Source organism: Citrobacter sp. TBCS-14 (assembly GCF_005280805.1).
Taxonomy (GTDB): domain Bacteria; phylum Pseudomonadota; class Gammaproteobacteria; order Enterobacterales; family Enterobacteriaceae; genus Citrobacter; species Citrobacter gillenii.
Genome location: NZ_SZWM01000293.1, coordinates 22,011 through 41,542, shown reverse-complemented (window position 1 = coordinate 41,542; position 19,532 = coordinate 22,011). Strand labels below are relative to the sequence as shown.

Here is a 19,532-nt window from a genome sequence, read left to right as displayed (position 1 = left end):
TGTCACGAGTGTATCGCTGGGCATACGAACGCGGTTATGCGAAGGGCAACCCCACCAAGGGCGTCAAGCAGTTTAAGGAAACCGGAAGAGATCGCTACATCACCCACGAAGAGTACAACGCACTTTACAGCGTCGCTCCGGGTGTTGTGCGTGTTGCGATGGAGCTGGCTTATCTCTGCTGTGCACGCCAGAACGACGTGCTGGAAATGAAAAAAAGCCAGCTTATTGCGGAAGGGATACTGATTAAGCAAAGCAAAACGGCCGTTGCGCAGATAAAAGCATGGTCTGAAAGGCTCAACGCCGCCATCACAATGGCGAAAACCCTCCCCCTGAATGACGGGATGAGCAGTCTTTATGTGATTCACCAGGCATCCGGACATAAATATACCCGTGACGGTTTTAATAGCCGCTGGAGAAAAGCGAAGGAAGAGGCAAAAGATCAGTACCCACACCTGAGTTTTGATTTCACTTTTCATGATTTGAAAGCGAAAGGTATCTCGGACCTGCAGGGTAACATTTACGAGAAACAGGCCATATCCGGGCACAAAAACGTGGAGCAGACAGCACGATACAACCGGAGAATTGAGGTCGTGCCGGTAGTCGGCGGACAGTAAAATATTATGAAGGGATATTATGAAATTGGATTTCAGGCACAAAAAAACCACCCGTAGGTGGTTTCACGACACTGCTTATTGCTTTGATTATTCTTTTCTTTCCCATGGTGCCCGGAGTGGGACTTGAACCCACACAGCCTTACAGCCGAGGGATTTTAAATCCCTTGTGTCTACCGATTTCACCATCCGGGCTCGGGAAGAAATTGGAGGCGCGTTCCGGAGTCGAACCGGACTAGACGGATTTGCAATCCGCTACATAACCGCTTTGCTAACGCGCCGAAATCTTCAGGCTTTTCAGCCAACACCCGCATATTGCCGATGTTTTAAATTTGGAGCGGGAAACGAGACTCGAACTCGCGACCCCGACCTTGGCAAGGTCGTGCTCTACCAACTGAGCTATTCCCGCATCACCAAGTAACTTTGTTAATCACTTGATTTTACTATCGTCTGGCAATCTGTGCTGCCGTTCGATGCGTTGCATTCTACTTACCTGACGCACTGAGTCAACGATATTTTTCACCACTTTCGATCGTTTGCTGAAATTTGCGTCGAAACGATCACTGATCAAGCAAATCTCCACGTGCAGCTCTCAAATACTGGAACATTGACCACAATGTCAGTATCGCAGCAACGAAGAAAAGCGCGATCCCGGCGTATTCAACCCAGATATTTGGCCGCCACAGTAACCACGCCAGAGCCGCCATTTGTGAGGCGGTTTTGACTTTACCGATCCATGACACGGCTACGCTGTTGCGTTTCCCCAGCTCGGCCATCCATTCGCGCAGTGCTGAAATGATAATTTCACGGGCGATCATCGTCGCAGCAGGTAATGTTACCCACCAGCTGTGGTAGTGCTCCGCCACCAGCACCATGGCGATAGCCACCAGCACTTTATCGGCGACCGGATCGAGGAAGGCACCAAAACGCGTACTTTGGTTCCAGCGGCGTGCCAGAAATCCGTCAAACCAGTCGGTAACCGCCGCGATACAGAAGATCAGCGCACTAACAAAGGGAGCCCAGGTAAATGGCAGATAAAACGCCAATACAAAGAATGGGATCAGAATGACGCGAAACAGCGTGAGCAATGTAGGGATATTAAATTGCATATGACGGATAACTATCTGTTGTCAGTGAAATTACCCCTATGTTGCTACAGAGGGCCTAATGTTTCAACGAGTAGAAGATCTTTTCTGCCAGACCTTGCGAAATACCCGGCACTTTTGCAATTTCTTCGACACTTGCGTTACGAAGCCCTTGCAAACCGCCCATGTATTTTAGCAGCATCTGTCGACGTTTTGGTCCAACGCCCTCAATGGTTTCCAGGGTACTGGTGCTTTTCACCTTCGCCCGTTTTTTACGGTGTCCGCTGATAGCGTGATCGTGTGATTCATCGCGAATATGTTGAATCACGTGCAGCGCAGGCGAATCTGGCGGCAAGCTGAACCCCTCACCTTCCGGTTCAAAGAACAACGTTTCCAGGCCAGCTTTACGATCCGCCCCTTTTGCCACGCCAAGCAGGAGCGGATGGCTTTTATCCCAGGGCACATCCAATTCAGCAAATACCGCTTTCGCCTGCCCCAGTTGACCTTTGCCACCGTCGATCAAAATAACGTCCGGGATCTTACTTGCTTCAATCGCCTTGCCATAACGGCGGCGCAGCACCTGATTCATCGCTGCATAATCATCGCCGGGGGTAATGCCGGTAATATTATAGCGGCGGTATTCAGCACGTAGTGGTCCATTAGCATCGAAAACCACGCAGGAGGCTACCGTCTGCTCGCCCATGGTATGGCTGATGTCGAAGCACTCCATGCGTTTAACCGCCGGTAGCTTCAGCACCGATGCCAGCGCCGTCAAACGTTGTGTAATGGTGGACTGCTGAGACAGTTTGGTGGTCAGCGCCGTTGCAGCATTGGTACGCGCCAACTTCAGGTAGCGCGCACGATCGCCACGCGGCTTCGTCTGGACGTTAATCCGCCGCCCGGCGAGCTCAGACAACGAATCGGCCAGCAGCGTTTTATCGCTCAGATTAAAATCGAGCAGGATCTCACCGGGCAAAGTGCGCATCTGGCTGCCCTGTAAATAAAACTGTCCGACAAAGGTCTCGACCACTTCGCCCAGTTCCGTTCCCCCCGGTACTTTAGGAAAATAGCTGCGGCTACCCAGCACTTTTCCCTGACGGATAAACAAAACATGCACGCAGGCCATCCCGGCATCAAACGCCACGCCGATAACGTCAAGGTCATCCCCGGTGTTGGAAACAAACTGTTTTTCGGTGACACGACGGACGGCCTGAATTTGGTCGCGAATACGCGCGGCCTCTTCAAATTCCAGATTCTGACTGGCCTTTTCCATCCGGGCGATCAATTGCGTTAACACCTGATCATCTTTGCCGGACAAGAACAAGCGGACGTAGTCAACCTGCTGCGCGTACTCGTCTTCGCTCACCAGACCGGCGACGCAGGGACCGAGACAGCGGCCAATCTGATATTGCAGACAAGGGCGCGAGCGGTTGCGGTAGACACTGTTTTCGCACTGACGAATTGGGAAAATTTTCTGCAGCAGTGCCAACGTTTCACGCACGGCATAGCCGTTAGGGAATGGACCGAAGTATTCGCCTTTGGCATGCTTCGCCCCACGATGCATCGCCAGGCGCGGGTGGGTATCACCGCTAAGAAAGATAAAGGGGTAAGACTTATCATCGCGTAACAGCACGTTGTAGCGCGGCTGGTACAGCTTGATGTAGTTATGCTCAAGCAACAACGCTTCGGTTTCAGTATGCGTCACCGTCACATCAATCTGCTGAATAAGCGCCACCAGCGCTTCAGTTTTACGCGACGCGAGGTTGCTGCGGAAGTAGCTGGAAAGCCGCTTTTTCAGATCCTTAGCTTTACCGACATAGATAACCGTCCCGGCGGCATCGTACATACGATAAACGCCGGGCTGGCTGGTGACGGTTTTCAGGAACGCTTTGGCATCAAACTGTTCGGTCACTGGCTTGTTAACGTCTCCGCATTACACAGGCCATGGCGAATTGCCAGGTGAGTCAGCTCTACGTCGCCGTGAATGTTTAATTTACTGAACATTCGATAGCGATAGCTGTTCACCGTTTTCGGACTGAGATTCAGCTGCTCCGAGATCTCATTGACCTTCTGGCCTTTGGTGATCATCAGCATAATCTGCAACTCGCGTTCAGATAAACTGGCAAACGGTGTTTCCGTTTTCTCCGGCTCAATTTGGCTGAGCGCCATCTGTTGAGCGATATCAGAAGCAATATAGCGCTGTCCGGAATAGACGGAGCGAATGGCGCTAACCACTTCCTGAGGTGCAGCGCCCTTGCTCAGATAACCTGCGGCCCCGGCCTGCATGACTTTTGCGGGCAATGGGTTTTCAGTATGAACGGTCAACATGATCACTTTTATGTCAGCCGTAGAACGCGCAATTTTACGTGTTGCTTCAAGCCCACCAATACCGGGCATATTCATGTCCATCAGCACGACGTCGGCGGAATTTGAGCGACACCATTTCACAGCATCTTCGCCGCAGCACGCTTCGCCGACAACTTTAATGCCTTTTATATCTTCAAGAATGCGTCGTATCCCTGCGCGCACCAGTTCATGGTCATCAACAAGAAAAACGTTGATCAAAGGAATATCTCCAGAATAGGGATAACGCTACCGATAGTTAATCGGTCCTATGTTAACGGGTTTTATCTCAACTTTGAAATGTAAAAAACATCCGTCTTCCGATTTTGCTCTCGTTTTTGGAAATTAGATTGTACGCCGCGTGGAAACATTCACTGCTGACGGCGTTCTGCCGGGGTTATATACGAATCGCTGTTTCAAAATGGTGACAAAAAAATCATATTCTTCAGTTGAATGCTAAATAGGCGGGCAAAGTTGTAACAACAATTAACGAGTAAAAAACTCGAAATATACAAAGAATGGAGAAAATATATGCACTGCAACATCTTGTTTATTTTAATGTCGCGGTTAATGTTTGTGCGAAAAACAGCCACTGATATTTTTAGCCGCGCTTATGGTATACTCCGCCGCCTTAACATTTGCCATCGCACTTTTTCATAGAGACATAACGAGGAAAATAAATGAGTACGCCTGATTTTTCCACTGCTGAGAATAATCAAGAACTGGCTAACGAAGTCACCTGCCTGAAAGCCATGTTAACGCTGATGCTGCAGGCAATGGGACAAGCCGATGCAGGCCGCGTGATTCTTAAGATGGAAAAACAGATCGCGCAGATTGAAGATCAATCCCAGGCTGCGGTATTTTCCAACACTGTTAAACAAATTAAACAGGCCTACCGCCAGTAATAAGAAACCGGCTGATAGCATTGCAATCAGCCGGTTTTGCGTCTGACACTCAGAACGACAACTTATTCAGATAAGCCCGGTCGCTGCAGCATAGCAGGCAATCTGCGTTTTGTTTGGTGCGTTAAACTTCTTCTGCATATTCTTCTGATGGAAGTTCACGGTATTTTCAGAAATCGACAGGATCATCGCTATTTCTGCCGACGTTTTTCCCTCTGCGGTCCATTTCAGTATTTCTTTCTCCCGCTTACTAAACCGCATCTCTGGCGCCATGACCATATCATCTTCCAGACGCGTCAGAACGGACAAACTCTCCCTCACCAACAATTGCATTCTGAGTTCCACTTCATCCTGCGCAAAGCGGCCATTACGCACGCTCGCACACGAGACAGAAAGAAAGCCCTGCGCCCGGTTCGGCAGCATTAAGCATTGCGTCATCCCCTTGCGTAAACCGTGATTACGCGCCGCATCCCAAAGCGGTTGTGCATCACGAAATAAGGTATCGTCCCAGGGAAGATGGCCCTGCCTGAAGTTTTCTGGTTTAAGCACGGGGTCAATCGCGAGATAATTTTCGGACTGATAATGTGCCACCCACGCTTTGGGGTAGGTTGTATGAAGCGCCGTCTTAGGTCGGGTAAACGGCACGGGGTGACGAACACAGAGAGCGTAAAAATCGAACTCCAGATGCTGTGTCTGATGTTGTAGTTCGTTATAGACGTCATCTGCCGTCGCCATTTCCTGAAAGCGTAACAGCATGCTCCGTCGCCAGGTGAAGAAATCGTGATCCTGCATACTAAGTGGTCATGTCCCTGAGATTGATAATCATCACAAATGAGAATGAAACAAACTAACACATAAATGTATTTTATATATGCAGATTATCGGACAAGAATGGATTTACTTGAGTATTACGCATAATCAGAGCAGGTTGATGCGACGCAGCGTTAATAATAAAGCAGTAATAATAAATAGTTATGCGGCTTGTGCTCACCAAAAATCTATTTCGGTGAGCACCGTAGGGTTATTATTGCATTAAGAATTTTTCCAGAAACTGACGCGTTCTCGGTTGTTGGGGCGCGGTAAACAGCGATTTTGCAGGTCCCTGCTCGACAATGCGCCCCTGATCCATAAATATCGCCCGGTCAGCAACGTCGCGCGCAAAACTCATTTCATGCGTCACAATCACCATGGTGCGTTTTTCCTGCGCCAGTTGACGAATGGTATTCAGCACCTCGCCAACCAGTTCAGGATCGAGTGCTGACGTTGGTTCATCAAACAGGATCACCTCCGGGCGCATGGCCAACGCCCGGGCAATTGCCACGCGCTGCTGCTGTCCACCGGATAACCGACGCGGATAGCTGGTCTCTTTGCCCGCCAGGCCCACCTTTGCCAGCAACTCACGTGCGCGCGCCGTTGCTTCGGCTTTCGGCTCTCCCTTCACAATCACCGGACCTTCAATAATGTTTTCCAGCACCGTACGGTGAGGAAACAAATTAAAGTTCTGGAACACAAACCCCACATGCTGGCGCAGCTGACGAATCAACCCTTTCTGCTGATTGAGTGAACGCGCCGTATCAATGGTAATGTCACCGACTTTAATCGTGCCCGCCTCAGGCTGTTCCAGCAGATTAATACTGCGCAACAACGTGGTTTTCCCTGAGCCGCTAGGCCCGATAATCGCCACAACTTCACCGGGTTTTACCTCAAGATCGATACCGTGCAGCACCGTTTGCCCGTGAAATTTTTTCACCAGGTTTCTGACTTCGATCGCACTCATTTCGGCTCTCTCTCCTGGCGGTTCAGCTGTTCTTCAAAATAGTTCTGCAGTGCGGACAGCACTGTCGCCATTACCCAGTAAATCAGTGAGGCCGCCAGATACATGGTGAACACTTCCAGCGTGCGTGAGGTGATCAGCTGCGCCTGACGGAACAGTTCCGGTACCTGGATTGTCGCCGCCAGCGAGGTGTCTTTTACCAGGCTGATAAAGCTATTGCTCAACGGCGGCAAAGCCACGCGCGCCGCCTGCGGTAGGATCGCCCGGCGCATGGTCTGCCAGCGCGTCATACCAATACTGGCGCCCGCCTCCCACTGACCTTTATCAATCGAGGAGATAGCCGCACGCAGCGTTTCCGCCGCATACGCTGCGGTGTTCAGCGACAAACCAATCATCGCCGCCGGGATCGGGTCCAGCTCAATGCCAAACTGCGGCAGACCGTAGTAGATCATAAACAGTTGGGCGATCAGTGGCGTGCCGCGAAAAATAGAAATATAGACGCGCGCCAGCCAACGCACCGGCAGCAGCGGCGACAGGCGCATCAGAGCGAGGATAAACCCCAGCACCAGACCAAAGAACATCCCACCGATACTCAGCTGCAGCGTAAATACCGCGCCTTTAAGCAGGAAGGGCAGTGAATCAATCACCAGTTGGATACTTTCTTGCATTAGCGTTTTTCTACCTTGCCATTACACGTGAGGATGGTAGGCAAACAGCGCAGGCGCCCCACCGGTATGAATAAACAGAACCGGACCTTCATCCTTAAAGCGCTTCTGGCTGATACCGTCAATCAGGCCCGCCATCGCTTTGCCGGTATATACCGGATCCAGCAAGATGCCTTCCAGACGCGCCAGCAGTTTCACCGCTTCCATGCCCTCTTCGTTTGGCGTGCCGTAACCCGGTGCATAATAGTCATCCCATAACAGAATATCCGCCGACGCGGTCAGTTCCAGTTCACGAGCCACGTCCTGCTGCAGGGTCACCACTTTTGGCTTTTGATCGGCGACGCTGCGCGAAACGGTCACCCCAATCAGCTCGACGTTGGGCATCAGCTGTTCCAGCCCCACCGCCAGACCGGCATGGGTGCCCGCGCTGCCTGAAGCAACCACCACAGAGGACAGCGCTACCGCGCCCTCGCACTGCTGGGCAATTTCCAGCGCACTTTCAACATAGCCCAACGCACCCAGCGCATTCGACCCGCCGACCGGGATCACATACGGTCGGAACCCTTGCGCTTCAATCCGTGTGGCCAGCGCCTGAAGTTGTGCATTCGGGTCGGTCAGCGCGTCGCACATTTCAACCTGGGTATTAAACAGATCTAACAACAGACGGTTACCGTTGCTGAGATAGTTTTCTGCCGTGGTGCCAATCGGGTTTTCCAGCAGCGCCACGCAGTGCAGCCCGAGCTTTGCCGCCACCGCCGCCGTCTGGCGCACGTGGTTCGACTGAATGGCCCCGGCGGTAATCAGCGTGTCGGCCCCTTCGCGCAGCGCATCTGCCGCCAGGAACTCCAGCTTGCGCAGCTTATTGCCGCCCATCGCCATTGGCGTGACATCATCGCGTTTAATAAAAATGTCGCGTCCGAGATAATCAGAGAAGCGCGGGAGATATTCGAGCGGCGTTGGCGCGCCAATAAATTCCAGACGTGGAAAGCGCGTTAAATTATGCAGCGGCATACAGCCTCCGGTATTCGTTGTTGTGATGTTCTTTTTATTATGCACGTTCAGGCGCAATGAAATAAAAAAAGGCGCTGTTAAAGGCGCCTTTTTTATCCGGATGACGATTATTTCGTCACATCCGCCCCAAACCATTTTTCAGACAGGGCTTTCAGGGTACCGTCTTTCTGCATCTCTGCAATGGCGGCATCGACCGCTTTCAGCAGATCGTCATTACCTTTACGCAGCGCCACGCCGGATGCCTGGCGGGAGAAGGCTTCACCGGTCACGGCCAGCGTATCTTTGGTTTTCTTCACCAGATCCAACGCGGCCAGACGATCAACCAGAATCGCATCGATACGACCGACACGCAGATCCTGATATTTGGTCGGGTCATCATCATAGGTACGAATATCAACGCCCTGCACGTTCTGGCGCAGCCACTCTTCGTAGTTGGTACCCAGACCGACGCCGACTTTTTTGCCTTTCAGGTCAGCCGCGGTTTTAATCACGCCTTCGTTGCCTTTTTTCACCAGCGCCTGGATACCAGAGACCGTATACGGGGTAGAGAAATCGTATTTTTTCTGACGTTCGTCAGAGATGGTTACCTGGTTAATCACCACATCAATACGTTTGGAGTCTAAAGAGGCCAGCATGCCATCCCACTTGGTCGGCTTCAGCGTCGCTTTCACCCCAAGATGTTTGGCCAGTTCTTCGGCAAATTCGACTTCAAAACCGGTCAGCTTGCCATCATCACCCTGAAAACTAAACGGGGGATAGGTCCCTTCGAGACCAACCAACAGCGTACCGCGCTCTTTCACTTTATTTAACAGACCTTCGTCCGCAAAGGTTTTAGCGCTCATACCGGCGACAAGTGCCACAGCCATTACACCCATCAGAGCCTGACGTCCCAGACGTGCTAATTTCATAGTTACCCCGAATATTGTCATTAGTGACTATCATTTATGACCGTAGTGTAGAGCGTTTACCGCTATTTACAAACACGACTCCGTTACACCTTATTCGTTTTTAATATATATCAGAACTGGCTGTCCAGGAGGATTTCTGCATCTGGCCCACAGGTGCATGCGCTTTGAACTGCTCATACTTACGCAGCGCAATGCGGTAGTTGTTGGTGCTGGTCTCCGGCAGCCACGGGGCGAGGTTTTCGTCGAGGAAGCCTTCCTGCAGCAGGTCATGAGAGATGTTCTGTTCGGTCAGATGATTACCGAGACGGCGCAGGCGAACCACATATTCGCGCACCGTGCCGTGGCTCATTTCGGTTTGTTCAAACAAAAACTGTTTAAACCCGATAATGTCAAAAAAGTCGCTCTGTTCCTTGCAGTGTAAATCACCGCAAAAACGGCATAACGCCACCCACTCTTTTTTCTCCTGCTCCCAGGCAGCGGCGTCGAGCAACATATCGAGCCGGGCAATAGCGATTTTATTCACAATCTGGCCGCGGCGGACCAGCGTGATCCTGTCGAGCAACTTATAGCAATGGGCGCAATGCGTCTGGCTGTGTTTGAAATCTTTGAGGTAGCGGCTTAGAGGCCGTCTTTTTGATTGCTGCACCGTCATGAGAACTCCTGGTAGTCAATTCGTTATGCGGCATTGTTCAGGGGCAATGATTACCCCCTATAGCTTACCCAGCTTGGTGCGTAGACGTTTGATGGCCTGACTGTGCAACTGGCTAACCCGTGACTCACCGACTTCCAGAACAGCACCAATCTCTTTCAGATTCAGCTCTTCCTGGTAATACAGCGTCAGCACCAGCTTTTCACGCTCCGGCAATGCGTCAATCGCATCCATCACGCGCTGGCGTAAATTGCCATCAAGCAGCTGCTGTAACGGGTTTTCTTGCTGGTTTTCTTCCGTCACCAGTTCAATACTATCGCCATGCTCTTCCCGCCACTCGTCGTAGGAGAAGAGTTGGCTGTTATTGGTATCAAGCAACATCTGACGATACTCTTGCACAGGAATAGCCAGACGCTCCGCCACTTCGGTTTCCGTCGCGTTGCGCCCGAGTTCCTGCTCCAGTTGTCCCATCGCCTGTGCCACTTCGCGGGCATTGCGCCGAACGCTACGCGGCACCCAATCCCGGCTGCGTAGTTCATCCAGCATAGCCCCACGAATACGCTGCACTGCGTAAGTGGTAAATGCCGTTCCTTGCAAAGCGTCATATCGGTCAACTGCATTCAATAACCCGATGCCGCCCGCTTGTAGCAGGTCATCCAGTTCTACGCTCGCCGGCAAGCGCACCTGAAGGCGCAATGCTTCGTGACGCACCAACGGTACATAACGCTGCCACAGCGAGTGTTTATCCATTACACCTTCAGCGGTATACAGTGAATTCACGATAAACAGCCCTGCGTTAAATGAGTTATCGGCATGATTATCCGTTTCTGCAGGGGGTTCTATCGGAGGAATAAGGCTATAAAAGAAGGGTTATTTCACTTATGTAGCTGATGACGTTATTTTTCATCACTAATAATCAAAAATAAATCAAATAGTTAGCTTGCGAGGGATGCGTTTTGGCGCATCCCCGTTAGAATTATGTCAAGAGATGAATCATCGACAGGTCATCGCCTGTACGCACGGTCTCGATGTGCTTGTGGAAGTTTTCATGTATCGTCGGATTATGCTGGCTTAGCGAATGGAAGCTGTAGACGATATTGATCGCATCTTCCTTCTCCAGGTATGTTCTTTCGTAGGCGCTTGCCGCGATCAGAATTTTGATAAAGTAGTATTCAACGCTGATCATGTAGAGCGTACGTAATGGATCAGCGTTTTTTTGATTGGGGAAATTGTTTTCCCATACTTTGTACAACATATAATTTTTAAGATCGAAACCCGTTGCATGCTGCTCTTCATAAACCTGCTGCCATGTAGCTTCAAGTTCCGCAACACCCTCATAGACAGAATGGGTACCATCTTGAGTCAACGTTCTCAGTAAGCACTGAATATAATAATTCAACACGCCACTCGCTCTGCTTCCTGTATTACTGCGAAAATAGTCCTGCAGCAAAAGCACCAGGGATACTTTTATATTTCTGTCTGTAGCATATGTAGACATTTCTTCTCTTAACTCGCCCGACTGAAGCTGAGTCAAAAGTGCATGATAAACGGGTTCAATCTCTGACAACGCAACATTATCAACCAGCTGAAACTTCTCAATAAACAACGTAAACTTAATCAATGCATAAAAACCAACGTTGATATCACGACCGGCCTGTTCGATAAGGCTTAAGCAATAAAGATTAAGCAGCTTCTGTTGTTGAGAAAGCGCAGGCATAGAATAAGCCTTAGACTTAATAAGTCTTTTTTCATTTAGAATCATTGAATTGGGATCGGTAAGTATCATACCGGCCACTTCCGGGCACGACAGACTCAGCGATTTTCTCACATCATTTTTATAAATACGTTCAATACGGGGGAATGTTTTACATGTGGTACTTAATGCCTTGGCCCCCAGAGTTTTCTGTACCTGACAGAGGCTGTCCTCGGTCAGATAAGGACAGTTTCCCGTATCTTCAACAAGTTTGACCATTCCCCAGGTAGTCACCTCTTTTTTAAGCAGGATAATGTTCTCTTTGGCGATCTTCTTTATATAATCATCTTTGCTGGAGAGATATTTATTCACCGTTGCCTTATCCAGATGTATATTCCAGCTTTTACAACAATGATCTCGGCATTGTGTGCCTGAGCACTGAAACGTAGTCACAAAATTGGGTTCAGTAACGGTAATTTCTTGCATTCTTCAGACTCCAGTATAGAAAAAAGGCAGCTTTCGCTGCCTTTATTGTCTCTAATGACTGAGTAACCCAATCGATGGATTAACGCAGTAAAGAGAGTACGTTTTGCGTGGTCTGGTTAGCCTGCGCCAGAACAGAGGTACCCGCCTGCTGCAGGATCTGCGCACGAGACATGTTAGACACTTCGGTCGCGTAGTCGGAGTCTTCGATACGGCTACGGGCAGAGGACAGGTTGTTCACGGTGTTACCCAAGTTGGTGACTGCAGACTCAAAACGGTTCTGCACAGCACCCAGGGAGCTACGGAATTTGTCTACATCAGACAGTGCATCGTCAATTTTCTTCAGCGGGTCAAGGCTGATATCAGGAGTAACTGCACCACCTTTAGTCACTGCACCGGTTGTACCATTAATGGTTGCTGACTTAAACGCGCCTGCGGCATCTTTAACTGCATACTTCGTCGCGCCAGCTTCTTTATAAGAGATCAACGTCTCATTGGCTGCTGTCAGAGCTTGGGTGTCAACTTTAACGTCTTTGCCGACCGTCGCAGCTGCTGTAGCACCCGTTGCAGTACCTTTAGTAGTACTGTCAAAGGTTACTTTGCCATTAACGTTATCTAATGTTGCATCGTAAACATCAGCACCCACTTTAACAAAGTATTTACCTGTGGTATCAGTTACTAAAGTTTGACCTGTCGTAATCGCACCAGTACCTTTCTGATCAACGATATCAGCTTCTGGTGGTGTAACTTGGCCATTAACTTTTGTACCATTTGTAACCGTTGTAGCAATTTTGGTCACATCCAGATCGTTAAGTTTCAACGTTTCGCTATTGATTTTTTTCAGATCAATAGTGATGGTTTCGCCATCTTTCGCACCAACCTGAATAGTCAGTTGACCATCCTGGTTCAGGACTTTTTTACCGTTGAAGTCGGTCTGCTCGGAAACGCGGTTAATTTCAGCCAGACGCTGGTTAATTTCATCCTGGATAGAAGACAGGTCAGATTCAGAGTTAGAACCGTTAGCGGCCTGGACGGACAGTTCACGCACACGCTGCAGGTTGTTGTTGATTTCAGACAGCGCGCCTTCCGTGGTCTGGGCAACAGAGATACCGTCGTTGGCGTTACGGGAAGCCTGAGTCAGACCTTTGATGTTAGAGGTGAAGCGGTTAGCGATCGCCTGGCCAGCAGCATCATCTTTGGCGCTGTTGATACGCAGACCAGAAGACAGACGCTCGATAGCGGAGCCCAGTGCGGACTGAGATTTGTTCAGGTTGTTCTGGGTCAACAGCGACAGGCTGTTTGTATTGATGACTTGTGCCATGATCTTTTCCTTATCAATTACAACTCGATGTTATTGGGCTGTTGCCCACGGTTTCTGACCGTAACCCATGTATCGGCACGTTAATTTCGAACTTTAGAAAATTTTCACTTTCTGCCGCTTTTTTTCTTAGCCCCTGAAATACCCTCTATATGCCCCACTATTCCGCGCATTATTTTCATAAAACTATCATTAAACTTTGCGCGCAAATTGCCGATAACCCGCAGAACAATTGTTTGCAATCACAAGGAATCGGGCATGGCTTCTTTTACATCACTGGGCGTAGGCTCAGGCTTACCACTGGATACGTTGCTAAACAACCTGACTATTGCTGAGAAAAAACGTTTAAATCCTATTACTCAGCAACAAACCGACAATACTGCACGCCTGACGGCCTACGGTACGCTAAAAAGCGCGCTGGAAAAATTTCAGACGGCCAATACGGCGTTAAATAAACCTGAACTGTTCAGAAGCAGTAATGTCACCAGCAGCACCGAAGATCTAAAAGTGACGACAGAAGCAGGCGCGGCGCCGGGTATTTATACCATCAGCGTAACGCAGCTGGCACAGGCGCAGTCCCTGAGTACCAAAACGGTAGCCTCCAGCAAAGATGCACTGGGTGATGGGTCAGCCACACGCACTATTAAGATTGAACAGCCGGGTCGTAAAGAGCCGCTGGAAATTAAACTGTCGCAGGATAAAACCTCGCTGGACGATATCAGCAAGGCGATTAACGATACCGACAGCGGTATCTCCGCCAGCATCGTGAAGGTGAAAGACGGTGAGTTCAAACTGGTACTGACTGCCGCCGAAGGTATGGACAGCAAGATGACTATCTCCGTTGACGGCGACAGTAAGCTGAACGATCTGCTGGCCTACGACAGCAAAACCGGTACCGGTAAAATGACTGAGTTGGTTGAAGCACAAAACGCCAAGCTCACGATGAACGGTATCGATATTGAACGTCAAAGCAACAAAGTAACCGATGCCCCACAGGGCGTGACGCTGGAACTGACCAAAAAAGTCACCGACGCACGCGTAACGGTGACAAAAAGCAATGAAAAAGCAACCGAAGCGATTAAAGGTTGGGTCGATGCCTATAACTCATTGATCGACACCTTTAATACGTTGACCAAGTATAAAGAAGTCGATCAAGGCGCTGAAGGTCAGGATAAAGACAACGGCGCCCTGGTGGGCGATAGTGTGGTACGTACCATCCAGACCGGTATTCGCGCACAGTTTGCCAACTCAGGCAGCGAAGGTGCCTTTAAAACCCTGAATGAAATCGGCATCAAGCAAGATGGCAAGACCGGCAAAATGTCCATCGACGATACCAAGCTGAAAAAAGCACTGGATGAAAACACCGCGTCAGTACGTGAGTTGTTGGCCGGCGACGGTAAAGAAACCGGCATCACCACCAAAATCGCCGCCGAAGTAAAAGGTTACCTGGCGGACGATGGCATCATCGACAATGCGCAAGACAGCATTAACTCGACGCTGAAAAAACTGACCAAGCAATACCTCTCCGTCAGCGCCAGTATTGATGACATGGTTGCGCGCTACACGGCACAGTTTACCCAGCTTGATAGCATGATGAGCAAATTGAATAACACCAGTACCTATCTGGGCCAACAATTTACAGCGATGAATAAATCCTGATAACACGAGGTAAGCATGTATACCGCGAGCGGTACCAAAGCCTATGCACAGGTCAGTGTGGAAAGCGCCGTAATGAGCGCCAGCCCGCATCAGCTGATCGAAATGTTGTTTGATGGCGCACACAGCGCCCTGGTGCGCGCTCGCCTGTTTATGCAACAGGGTGATACCGTCGCCAAAGGCGAGGCCTTAAGCAAGGCCATTAATATCATCGATAATGGCCTGAAGGCGGGTCTGGATCAGGACAATGGCGGCGAAATCGCCACCAATCTGTCAGCGCTTTATGACTATATGGTCCGCCGTCTGCTGCAAGCGAATTTGCGCAATGACAGTCAGGCCATTGAAGAAGTCGAAGGGTTGCTCAGCAACATTGCGGATGCCTGGAAACAGATCTCACCCAAAGCATCGTCCCAGGAGTCTCGTTAATGACCTCAGCCGTGGAGTTCGTCAACCGTTGGCAGCGCATCGCGCTACTCAGTCACTCGCTGCTGGAACTGGCGCAGCGCGGTGAATGGGACCTTTTACTGGAACAGGAAGTTAGCTATCTGCAAAGTATTGAAGTGGTCATGGAAGACGAAACTCCACCGGGCATTACGCGAAGCGTTCAGGACATCGTGGCCGGGTATATTAAACAGACGCTGGATAACGAACAATTACTCAAGGCGTTGCTGCAACAGCGACTGGATGAACTCAGTGGGCTTATTGGTCAGTCGACCCGTCAGAAGACGTTGAATAATGCCTATGGCCGTCTTTCCGGTATGCTGCTGGTACCCGACGCCCCCACCACACCGTAATTTTTTCCTGCCTCGCCTGAATAATCTTCCATACTCCAGAGGTCAGCCAAACGGCGTCTGGAGCACGGAAGATGAAAAATCCCACGTTATTGCAGTACTTCCACTGGTATTACCCTGAGGGCGGTCAGCTGTGGCCCGAACTTGCCGCACGCGCAGGCGGCCTCAACGATATCGGCATTAATATGGTGTGGCTGCCTCCTGCCTATAAAGGCGCGTCCGGCGGCTATTCCGTTGGCTATGACTCATACGATCTGTTTGACCTCGGCGAGTTCGACCAAAAAGGCACCGTCGCCACCAAGTACGGTGATAAAAACCAGCTGCTGGCCGCCATTGATGCGCTAAAACACAACGACATTGCGGTACTGCTGGACGTGGTGGTCAATCACAAAATGGGGGCCGATGAGAAAGAATGCATTCGCGTCCAGCGCGTAAACGCCGATGACCGCACGCAGATTGACGATGAGATTGTCGAATGCGAGGCCTGGACGCGCTACACCTTCCCGGCCCGCGCGGGTCAGTACTCGCAGTTTGTCTGGGACTTCAAATGCTTCAGCGGCATCGACCATATTGAGAACCCCACCGAAGACGGCATTTTCAAAATCGTCAATGATTACACCGGAGAAGGCTGGAACGATCAGGTGGATGACGAGCTCGGCAACTTTGATTATCTGATGGGCGAAAATATTGATTTTCGTAACCACGCCGTCACCGAGGAGATCAAATACTGGGCACGCTGGGTGATGGAGCAAACCCAGTGCGACGGTTTTCGCCTCGATGCCGTCAAGCATATTCCGGCCTGGTTTTATAAAGAGTGGATCGAACACGTGCAGGAGGTGGCACCCAAACCGCTGTTTATCGTCGCTGAATACTGGTCCCACGAGGTCGACAAACTGCAAAACTACATCGACCAGGTGGAGGGGAAAACCATGTTGTTCGACGCCCCCCTGCAGATGAAGTTTCACGAGGCTTCACGTCAGGGACGCGATTATGACATGAGCCAGATCTTCACCGATACGCTGGTGGAAGCCGATCCGTTCCATGCGGTGACGCTGGTCGCCAATCACGACACCCAACCGCTACAGGCGCTGGAGGCCCCGGTCGAGCCGTGGTTTAAGCCGCTGGCCTACGCGCTAATCCTGCTGCGCGAAAACGGCGTGCCGTCGGTATTCTACCCCGATCTGTACGGCGCGCACTATGAAGATACCGGCGGGGATGGACAAACCTATCCCATCGACATGCCGATCATTGAGCAGCTTGATGAACTGATTCTGGCCCGTCAGCGTTTCGCCCACGGCGTACAAACGCTGTATTTTGATCATCCGAATTGTATCGCCTTTAGCCGCAGCGGTACCGACGACGACCCCGGCTGTGTGGTGGTGTTGTCCAACGGCGATGACGGCGAAAAAAGCATTGCGCTTGGCGCGAACTACGGCAATAAAACCTGGCGTGACTATCTGGGGAATCGCGAAGAAAGCGTGGTCACCGATGAACACGGCGAAGCGACGTTTTTCTGCAACGGCGGCAGCGTCAGCGTGTGGGTGATTGAAGAGGTGTTGTAATGGACTTCCCCGGTAGCAGCGGGCTACCGGGGTTTAACGCTTACGGCAGCGGCGTGGCCAACGGCGTTTTCTGTAACACTTCGGCGCATTCCTGCGTTGGGCGATCGACCCGTTGCAGCGTCATCCCGTCATATTCCAGCGTATTACCTTCGCGCTCAATCTCATACAGCTCACGCTTCACCGTCACGTTTGTGAGATCGCCGGAGAGCATCGTCAGTTTCCCCGGTAGCGCAATCACCCGCTGCCACTGGCGACAATCCAGCGTATCGCCCTCTTTGGTCACCACCAGCGAGGCGATAGCTTCCGGACTCACCAGCTTGCGCTGCGGACCTTTCGACTGCCAGTAGCCTTCCAGACCGGCGGGCGCGGGGGTTTTTACCACTTCGTTATAATTTTCAACTTCGGCGCATCCGCTAAGAAGCAGAAATGCACCAACGATTGCTAATTTTTTCATCATTCATCCTGCATGCGAAGAAAAGGGGATTGTGGCATTAAACCCCTGATGTCGCCAGCCTTTCGCGGCGGCGGATAAAGATTGATCCCGTCGGGATTACTTCTTATTACTGATAGGCAAAAATGTGGATCGGTGTAATATCCACACTTCTTGTTACATACCTTCTGAGTTCAGAGGCAAAACGCATGTCATGGCAACACTTCAAACAGGCCTGGTTAATTAAATTTTGGGCCCCTGCCCCCGCGGTCATCGCGGCGGGTATTCTCTCCACTTACTATTTCGGCATTACGGGAACCTTCTGGGCGGTAACCGGCGAATTTACTCGCTGGGGCGGTCAAGTCCTGCAGTTATTTGGCGTTCACGCCGAAGAGTGGGGTTACTACAAACTGATCCACCTCGAAGGCTCTCCGTTAACCCGTATCGACGGCATGATGATCCTCGGCATGTTCGGCGGCTGCTTTGCGGCGGCACTGTGGGCCAACAACGTGAAATTACGTATGCCGCGTAGCCGGGTGCGTATTATGCAGGCCATTATCGGCGGGATGATCGCCGGTTTCGGCGCGCGTCTGGCGATGGGCTGTAACCTCGCGGCGTTCTTCACCGGGATCCCACAGTTCTCCCTGCATGCGTGGTTCTTTGCGCTGGCCACCGCAATTGGCTCATGGTTTGGCGCACGCTTCACCCTGCTGCCGATGTTCCGTATTCCGGTCAAAATGCAGAAAGTCTCTGCCGCCTCGCCGCTGACGCAAAAACCGGAGCAGGCGCGTCGGCGTTTTCGCCTCGGCATGCTGGTGTTTATCGGCATGATCGGCTGGGCGCTGCTCGCCGCCATGGATAAACCCAAGCTCGGGTTAGCCATGCTGTTCGGCGTGGGATTCGGTCTGTTGATTGAACGGGCGCAAATCTGTTTCACCTCGGCATTTCGCGACCTGTGGATTTCCGGGCGCACCCATATGGCAAAAGCCATTATCTTCGGCATGGCGGTCAGCGCTATCGGTATCTTCAGCTACGTGCAACTGGGCGTGGAGGCGAAGATCATGTGGGCCGGTCCCAACGCGGTGATCGGCGGCTTGCTGTTTGGCTTCGGCATCGTGCTGGCGGGCGGGTGTGAAACCGGCTGGATGTACCGCGCGGTCGAAGGTCAGGTGCATTACTGGTGGGTCGGTCTGGGCAACGTAATCGGCTCGACTATTCTGGCCTACTACTGGGATGACTTCGCCCCAGCGCTTGCCACCAGCTGGGATAAAGTGAACCTGCTCAACACCTTCGGTCCGCTCGGCGGCCTGCTGGTGACCTATCTGCTGTTGTTTGCCGCACTGATGCTCATCATTGGCTGGGAAAAACGTTTCTTCCGCCGTGCAGGGCTAACGCCTGCTAAGGAATCCGCATGAAAAATATCGTCCCTGATTACCGTCTGGACATGGTGGGTGAACCGTGTCCCTACCCGGCTGTCGCCACGCTGGAAGCGATGCCGCAGTTGAAGAAAGGTGAAATTCTGGAAGTGGTGAGTGACTGCCCGCAGTCGATCAATAATATTCCGCTGGATGCACGTAATCACGGCTATACGGTGCTGGATATTCAGCAGGATGGGCCAACCATTCGTTATTTGATTCAGAAGTAAGTGTTT

At 51.1% G+C, this 19,532-nt stretch carries 21 protein-coding genes, 3 tRNA genes and 1 pseudogene; 9 read left to right on the top strand and 16 right to left on the bottom strand.

Annotated elements, in window-relative coordinates:
- The coding region (locus tag FDX22_RS13520) for a tyrosine-type recombinase/integrase (RefSeq protein ID WP_146717327.1) at positions 1-614 on the top strand (614 nt) is incomplete at its 5' end.
- Positions 615-719: 105 nt separating this feature from the next.
- Here FDX22_RS13520 and FDX22_RS13515 read toward each other — a convergent pair.
- The 6 genes from FDX22_RS13515 to uvrY all read right to left on the bottom strand — a co-directional run bounded on the left by FDX22_RS13515 (position 720) and on the right by uvrY (position 4,261).
- Positions 720-806: transfer RNA gene (locus FDX22_RS13515), tRNA-Leu, on the bottom strand.
- A gap of 12 nt (positions 807-818) precedes the next feature.
- Positions 819-892, bottom strand: a tRNA-Cys gene (locus FDX22_RS13510).
- Between the two features lie 52 nt (positions 893-944).
- Positions 945-1,020, bottom strand: a tRNA-Gly gene (locus FDX22_RS13505).
- Between the two features lie 151 nt (positions 1,021-1,171).
- Complete coding sequence (gene pgsA / locus FDX22_RS13500) at positions 1,172-1,720, bottom strand: CDP-diacylglycerol--glycerol-3-phosphate 3-phosphatidyltransferase (protein WP_096757488.1); 549 nt, start codon at positions 1,718-1,720, stop codon at positions 1,172-1,174.
- A 55-nt stretch (positions 1,721-1,775) separates the two neighbouring features.
- Entirely contained in the window at positions 1,776-3,608 is a 1,833-nt protein-coding gene (gene uvrC / locus FDX22_RS13495; RefSeq protein WP_096757489.1) for an excinuclease ABC subunit UvrC, read from the bottom strand.
- The gene (uvrY, locus tag FDX22_RS13490) at positions 3,605-4,261 is read right to left on the bottom strand and encodes a UvrY/SirA/GacA family response regulator transcription factor (protein WP_096757490.1); all 657 of its coding nucleotides are present in this window, start codon (positions 4,259-4,261) and stop codon (positions 3,605-3,607) included. The genes uvrC and uvrY overlap by 4 nt, the downstream gene beginning before the upstream one ends.
- A 358-nt stretch (positions 4,262-4,619) precedes the next feature.
- On the opposite strand from uvrY, the pseudogene FDX22_RS32600 reads away from it, so the two are divergent.
- Both FDX22_RS32600 and FDX22_RS13485 read left to right on the top strand, forming a co-directional pair.
- Positions 4,620-4,733, top strand: a pseudogene (locus FDX22_RS32600) (hypothetical protein); the annotation flags it as partial.
- Positions 4,720-4,944 (top strand): DUF2594 family protein, encoded by a 225-nt coding sequence (locus tag FDX22_RS13485; protein WP_096757491.1) that lies wholly within the window; start codon positions 4,720-4,722, stop codon positions 4,942-4,944. The pseudogene FDX22_RS32600 and the gene FDX22_RS13485, both read left to right, overlap by 14 nt.
- A gap of 66 nt (positions 4,945-5,010) precedes the next feature.
- On the opposite strand, the gene sdiA is transcribed toward FDX22_RS13485, so the two are convergent.
- From sdiA to FDX22_RS13440, 9 genes are all read right to left on the bottom strand, one after another.
- Positions 5,011-5,733, bottom strand: a complete 723-nt coding sequence (gene sdiA / locus FDX22_RS13480; protein ID WP_146717326.1) for a transcriptional regulator SdiA — start codon at positions 5,731-5,733, stop codon at positions 5,011-5,013.
- Between the two features lie 232 nt (positions 5,734-5,965).
- Complete coding sequence (gene tcyN, locus FDX22_RS13475; RefSeq protein ID WP_096757493.1) at positions 5,966-6,718, bottom strand: L-cystine ABC transporter ATP-binding protein TcyN; 753 nt, start codon at positions 6,716-6,718, stop codon at positions 5,966-5,968.
- A complete protein-coding gene (gene tcyL / locus FDX22_RS13470) occupies positions 6,715-7,383 on the bottom strand; it encodes a cystine ABC transporter permease (RefSeq protein ID WP_115258812.1) in 669 nt (222 codons plus the stop codon). The genes tcyN and tcyL overlap by 4 nt, the downstream gene beginning before the upstream one ends.
- Positions 7,384-7,404: 21 nt before the next feature.
- Positions 7,405-8,391: a D-cysteine desulfhydrase gene (dcyD, locus tag FDX22_RS13465; RefSeq protein WP_146717325.1), complete on the bottom strand. Its 987-nt coding sequence runs from the start codon at positions 8,389-8,391 to the stop codon at positions 7,405-7,407.
- Positions 8,392-8,498: 107 nt separating this feature from the next.
- Entirely contained in the window at positions 8,499-9,299 is an 801-nt protein-coding gene (tcyJ, locus tag FDX22_RS13460; protein ID WP_096757496.1) for a cystine ABC transporter substrate-binding protein, read from the bottom strand.
- A gap of 100 nt (positions 9,300-9,399) precedes the next feature.
- Positions 9,400-9,951 (bottom strand): flagella biosynthesis regulatory protein FliZ, encoded by a 552-nt coding sequence (fliZ, locus tag FDX22_RS13455; protein ID WP_096757497.1) that lies wholly within the window; start codon positions 9,949-9,951, stop codon positions 9,400-9,402.
- Positions 9,952-10,008: 57 nt separating this feature from the next.
- Positions 10,009-10,728 carry an RNA polymerase sigma factor FliA gene (locus FDX22_RS13450; protein WP_096757498.1) on the bottom strand — a complete coding sequence of 240 codons (720 nt, stop codon included), beginning with the start codon at positions 10,726-10,728 and terminating at the stop codon, positions 10,009-10,011.
- A 196-nt stretch (positions 10,729-10,924) separates the two neighbouring features.
- Entirely contained in the window at positions 10,925-12,127 is a 1,203-nt protein-coding gene (gene fliB, locus FDX22_RS13445; RefSeq protein ID WP_146717324.1) for a flagellin lysine-N-methylase, read from the bottom strand.
- A gap of 79 nt (positions 12,128-12,206) precedes the next feature.
- Complete coding sequence (locus FDX22_RS13440) at positions 12,207-13,445, bottom strand: FliC/FljB family flagellin (protein WP_146717323.1); 1,239 nt, start codon at positions 13,443-13,445, stop codon at positions 12,207-12,209.
- A gap of 255 nt (positions 13,446-13,700) precedes the next feature.
- Here FDX22_RS13440 and fliD point away from each other — a divergent pair, with 255 nt between their 5' ends.
- The 4 genes from fliD (at position 13,701) to amyA (ending at position 17,451) form a co-directional block, all read left to right on the top strand.
- Positions 13,701-15,101 (top strand): flagellar filament capping protein FliD, encoded by a 1,401-nt coding sequence (gene fliD / locus FDX22_RS13435; RefSeq protein ID WP_146717322.1) that lies wholly within the window; start codon positions 13,701-13,703, stop codon positions 15,099-15,101.
- Positions 15,102-15,116: 15 nt separating this feature from the next.
- Positions 15,117-15,524 carry a flagellar export chaperone FliS gene (fliS, locus tag FDX22_RS13430; RefSeq protein WP_146717321.1) on the top strand — a complete coding sequence of 136 codons (408 nt, stop codon included), beginning with the start codon at positions 15,117-15,119 and terminating at the stop codon, positions 15,522-15,524.
- Complete coding sequence (gene fliT / locus FDX22_RS13425) at positions 15,524-15,892, top strand: flagella biosynthesis regulatory protein FliT (RefSeq protein ID WP_146717320.1); 369 nt, start codon at positions 15,524-15,526, stop codon at positions 15,890-15,892. Before fliS ends, fliT begins: the two co-directional genes overlap by 1 nt.
- 71 nt (positions 15,893-15,963) lie before the next feature.
- On the top strand, positions 15,964-17,451 hold the full coding sequence (gene amyA / locus FDX22_RS13420; RefSeq protein WP_146717319.1) for an alpha-amylase: 1,488 nt from the start codon (positions 15,964-15,966) through the stop codon (positions 17,449-17,451).
- A 40-nt stretch (positions 17,452-17,491) separates the two neighbouring features.
- On the opposite strand, the gene yedD is transcribed toward amyA, so the two are convergent.
- Positions 17,492-17,905, bottom strand: coding sequence for a lipoprotein YedD (gene yedD, locus FDX22_RS13415; protein ID WP_096757505.1), 414 nt, complete (start codon positions 17,903-17,905; stop codon positions 17,492-17,494).
- A gap of 122 nt (positions 17,906-18,027) precedes the next feature.
- Between yedD and yedE the strand changes: the two genes are divergently transcribed.
- Together yedE and yedF are read left to right on the top strand one after the other, a co-directional pair.
- Positions 18,028-19,296 (top strand): selenium metabolism membrane protein YedE/FdhT, encoded by a 1,269-nt coding sequence (gene yedE / locus FDX22_RS13410; protein ID WP_370317232.1) that lies wholly within the window; start codon positions 18,028-18,030, stop codon positions 19,294-19,296.
- Positions 19,293-19,526 (top strand): sulfurtransferase-like selenium metabolism protein YedF, encoded by a 234-nt coding sequence (gene yedF, locus FDX22_RS13405; protein ID WP_000790504.1) that lies wholly within the window; start codon positions 19,293-19,295, stop codon positions 19,524-19,526. The genes yedE and yedF overlap by 4 nt, the downstream gene beginning before the upstream one ends.
- Positions 19,527-19,532: the final 6 nt, after the last annotated feature.

What these genes read in the sequence shown, in the direction of transcription:
- pgsA (WP_096757488.1), bottom strand. Translation starts at nt 1,720, where the DNA reads ATGCAATTTAATATCCCTACATTGCTCACGCTGTTTCGCGTCATTCTG.
- FDX22_RS13485 (WP_096757491.1), top strand. Translation starts at nt 4,720, where the DNA reads ATGAGTACGCCTGATTTTTCCACTGCTGAGAATAATCAAGAACTGGCT.
- sdiA (WP_146717326.1), bottom strand. Translation starts at nt 5,733, where the DNA reads ATGCAGGATCACGATTTCTTCACCTGGCGACGGAGCATGCTGTTACGC.
- tcyN (WP_096757493.1), bottom strand. Translation starts at nt 6,718, where the DNA reads ATGAGTGCGATCGAAGTCAGAAACCTGGTGAAAAAATTTCACGGGCAA.
- tcyL (WP_115258812.1), bottom strand. Translation starts at nt 7,383, where the DNA reads ATGCAAGAAAGTATCCAACTGGTGATTGATTCACTGCCCTTCCTGCTT.
- dcyD (WP_146717325.1), bottom strand. Translation starts at nt 8,391, where the DNA reads ATGCCGCTGCATAATTTAACGCGCTTTCCACGTCTGGAATTTATTGGC.
- tcyJ (WP_096757496.1), bottom strand. Translation starts at nt 9,299, where the DNA reads ATGAAATTAGCACGTCTGGGACGTCAGGCTCTGATGGGTGTAATGGCT.
- fliZ (WP_096757497.1), bottom strand. Translation starts at nt 9,951, where the DNA reads ATGACGGTGCAGCAATCAAAAAGACGGCCTCTAAGCCGCTACCTCAAA.
- fliB (WP_146717324.1), bottom strand. Translation starts at nt 12,127, where the DNA reads ATGCAAGAAATTACCGTTACTGAACCCAATTTTGTGACTACGTTTCAG.
- FDX22_RS13440 (WP_146717323.1), bottom strand. Translation starts at nt 13,445, where the DNA reads ATGGCACAAGTCATCAATACAAACAGCCTGTCGCTGTTGACCCAGAAC.
- fliD (WP_146717322.1), top strand. Translation starts at nt 13,701, where the DNA reads ATGGCTTCTTTTACATCACTGGGCGTAGGCTCAGGCTTACCACTGGAT.
- fliS (WP_146717321.1), top strand. Translation starts at nt 15,117, where the DNA reads ATGTATACCGCGAGCGGTACCAAAGCCTATGCACAGGTCAGTGTGGAA.
- fliT (WP_146717320.1), top strand. Translation starts at nt 15,524, where the DNA reads ATGACCTCAGCCGTGGAGTTCGTCAACCGTTGGCAGCGCATCGCGCTA.
- amyA (WP_146717319.1), top strand. Translation starts at nt 15,964, where the DNA reads ATGAAAAATCCCACGTTATTGCAGTACTTCCACTGGTATTACCCTGAG.
- yedD (WP_096757505.1), bottom strand. Translation starts at nt 17,905, where the DNA reads ATGAAAAAATTAGCAATCGTTGGTGCATTTCTGCTTCTTAGCGGATGC.
- yedE (WP_370317232.1), top strand. Translation starts at nt 18,028, where the DNA reads ATGTGGATCGGTGTAATATCCACACTTCTTGTTACATACCTTCTGAGT.
- yedF (WP_000790504.1), top strand. Translation starts at nt 19,293, where the DNA reads ATGAAAAATATCGTCCCTGATTACCGTCTGGACATGGTGGGTGAACCG.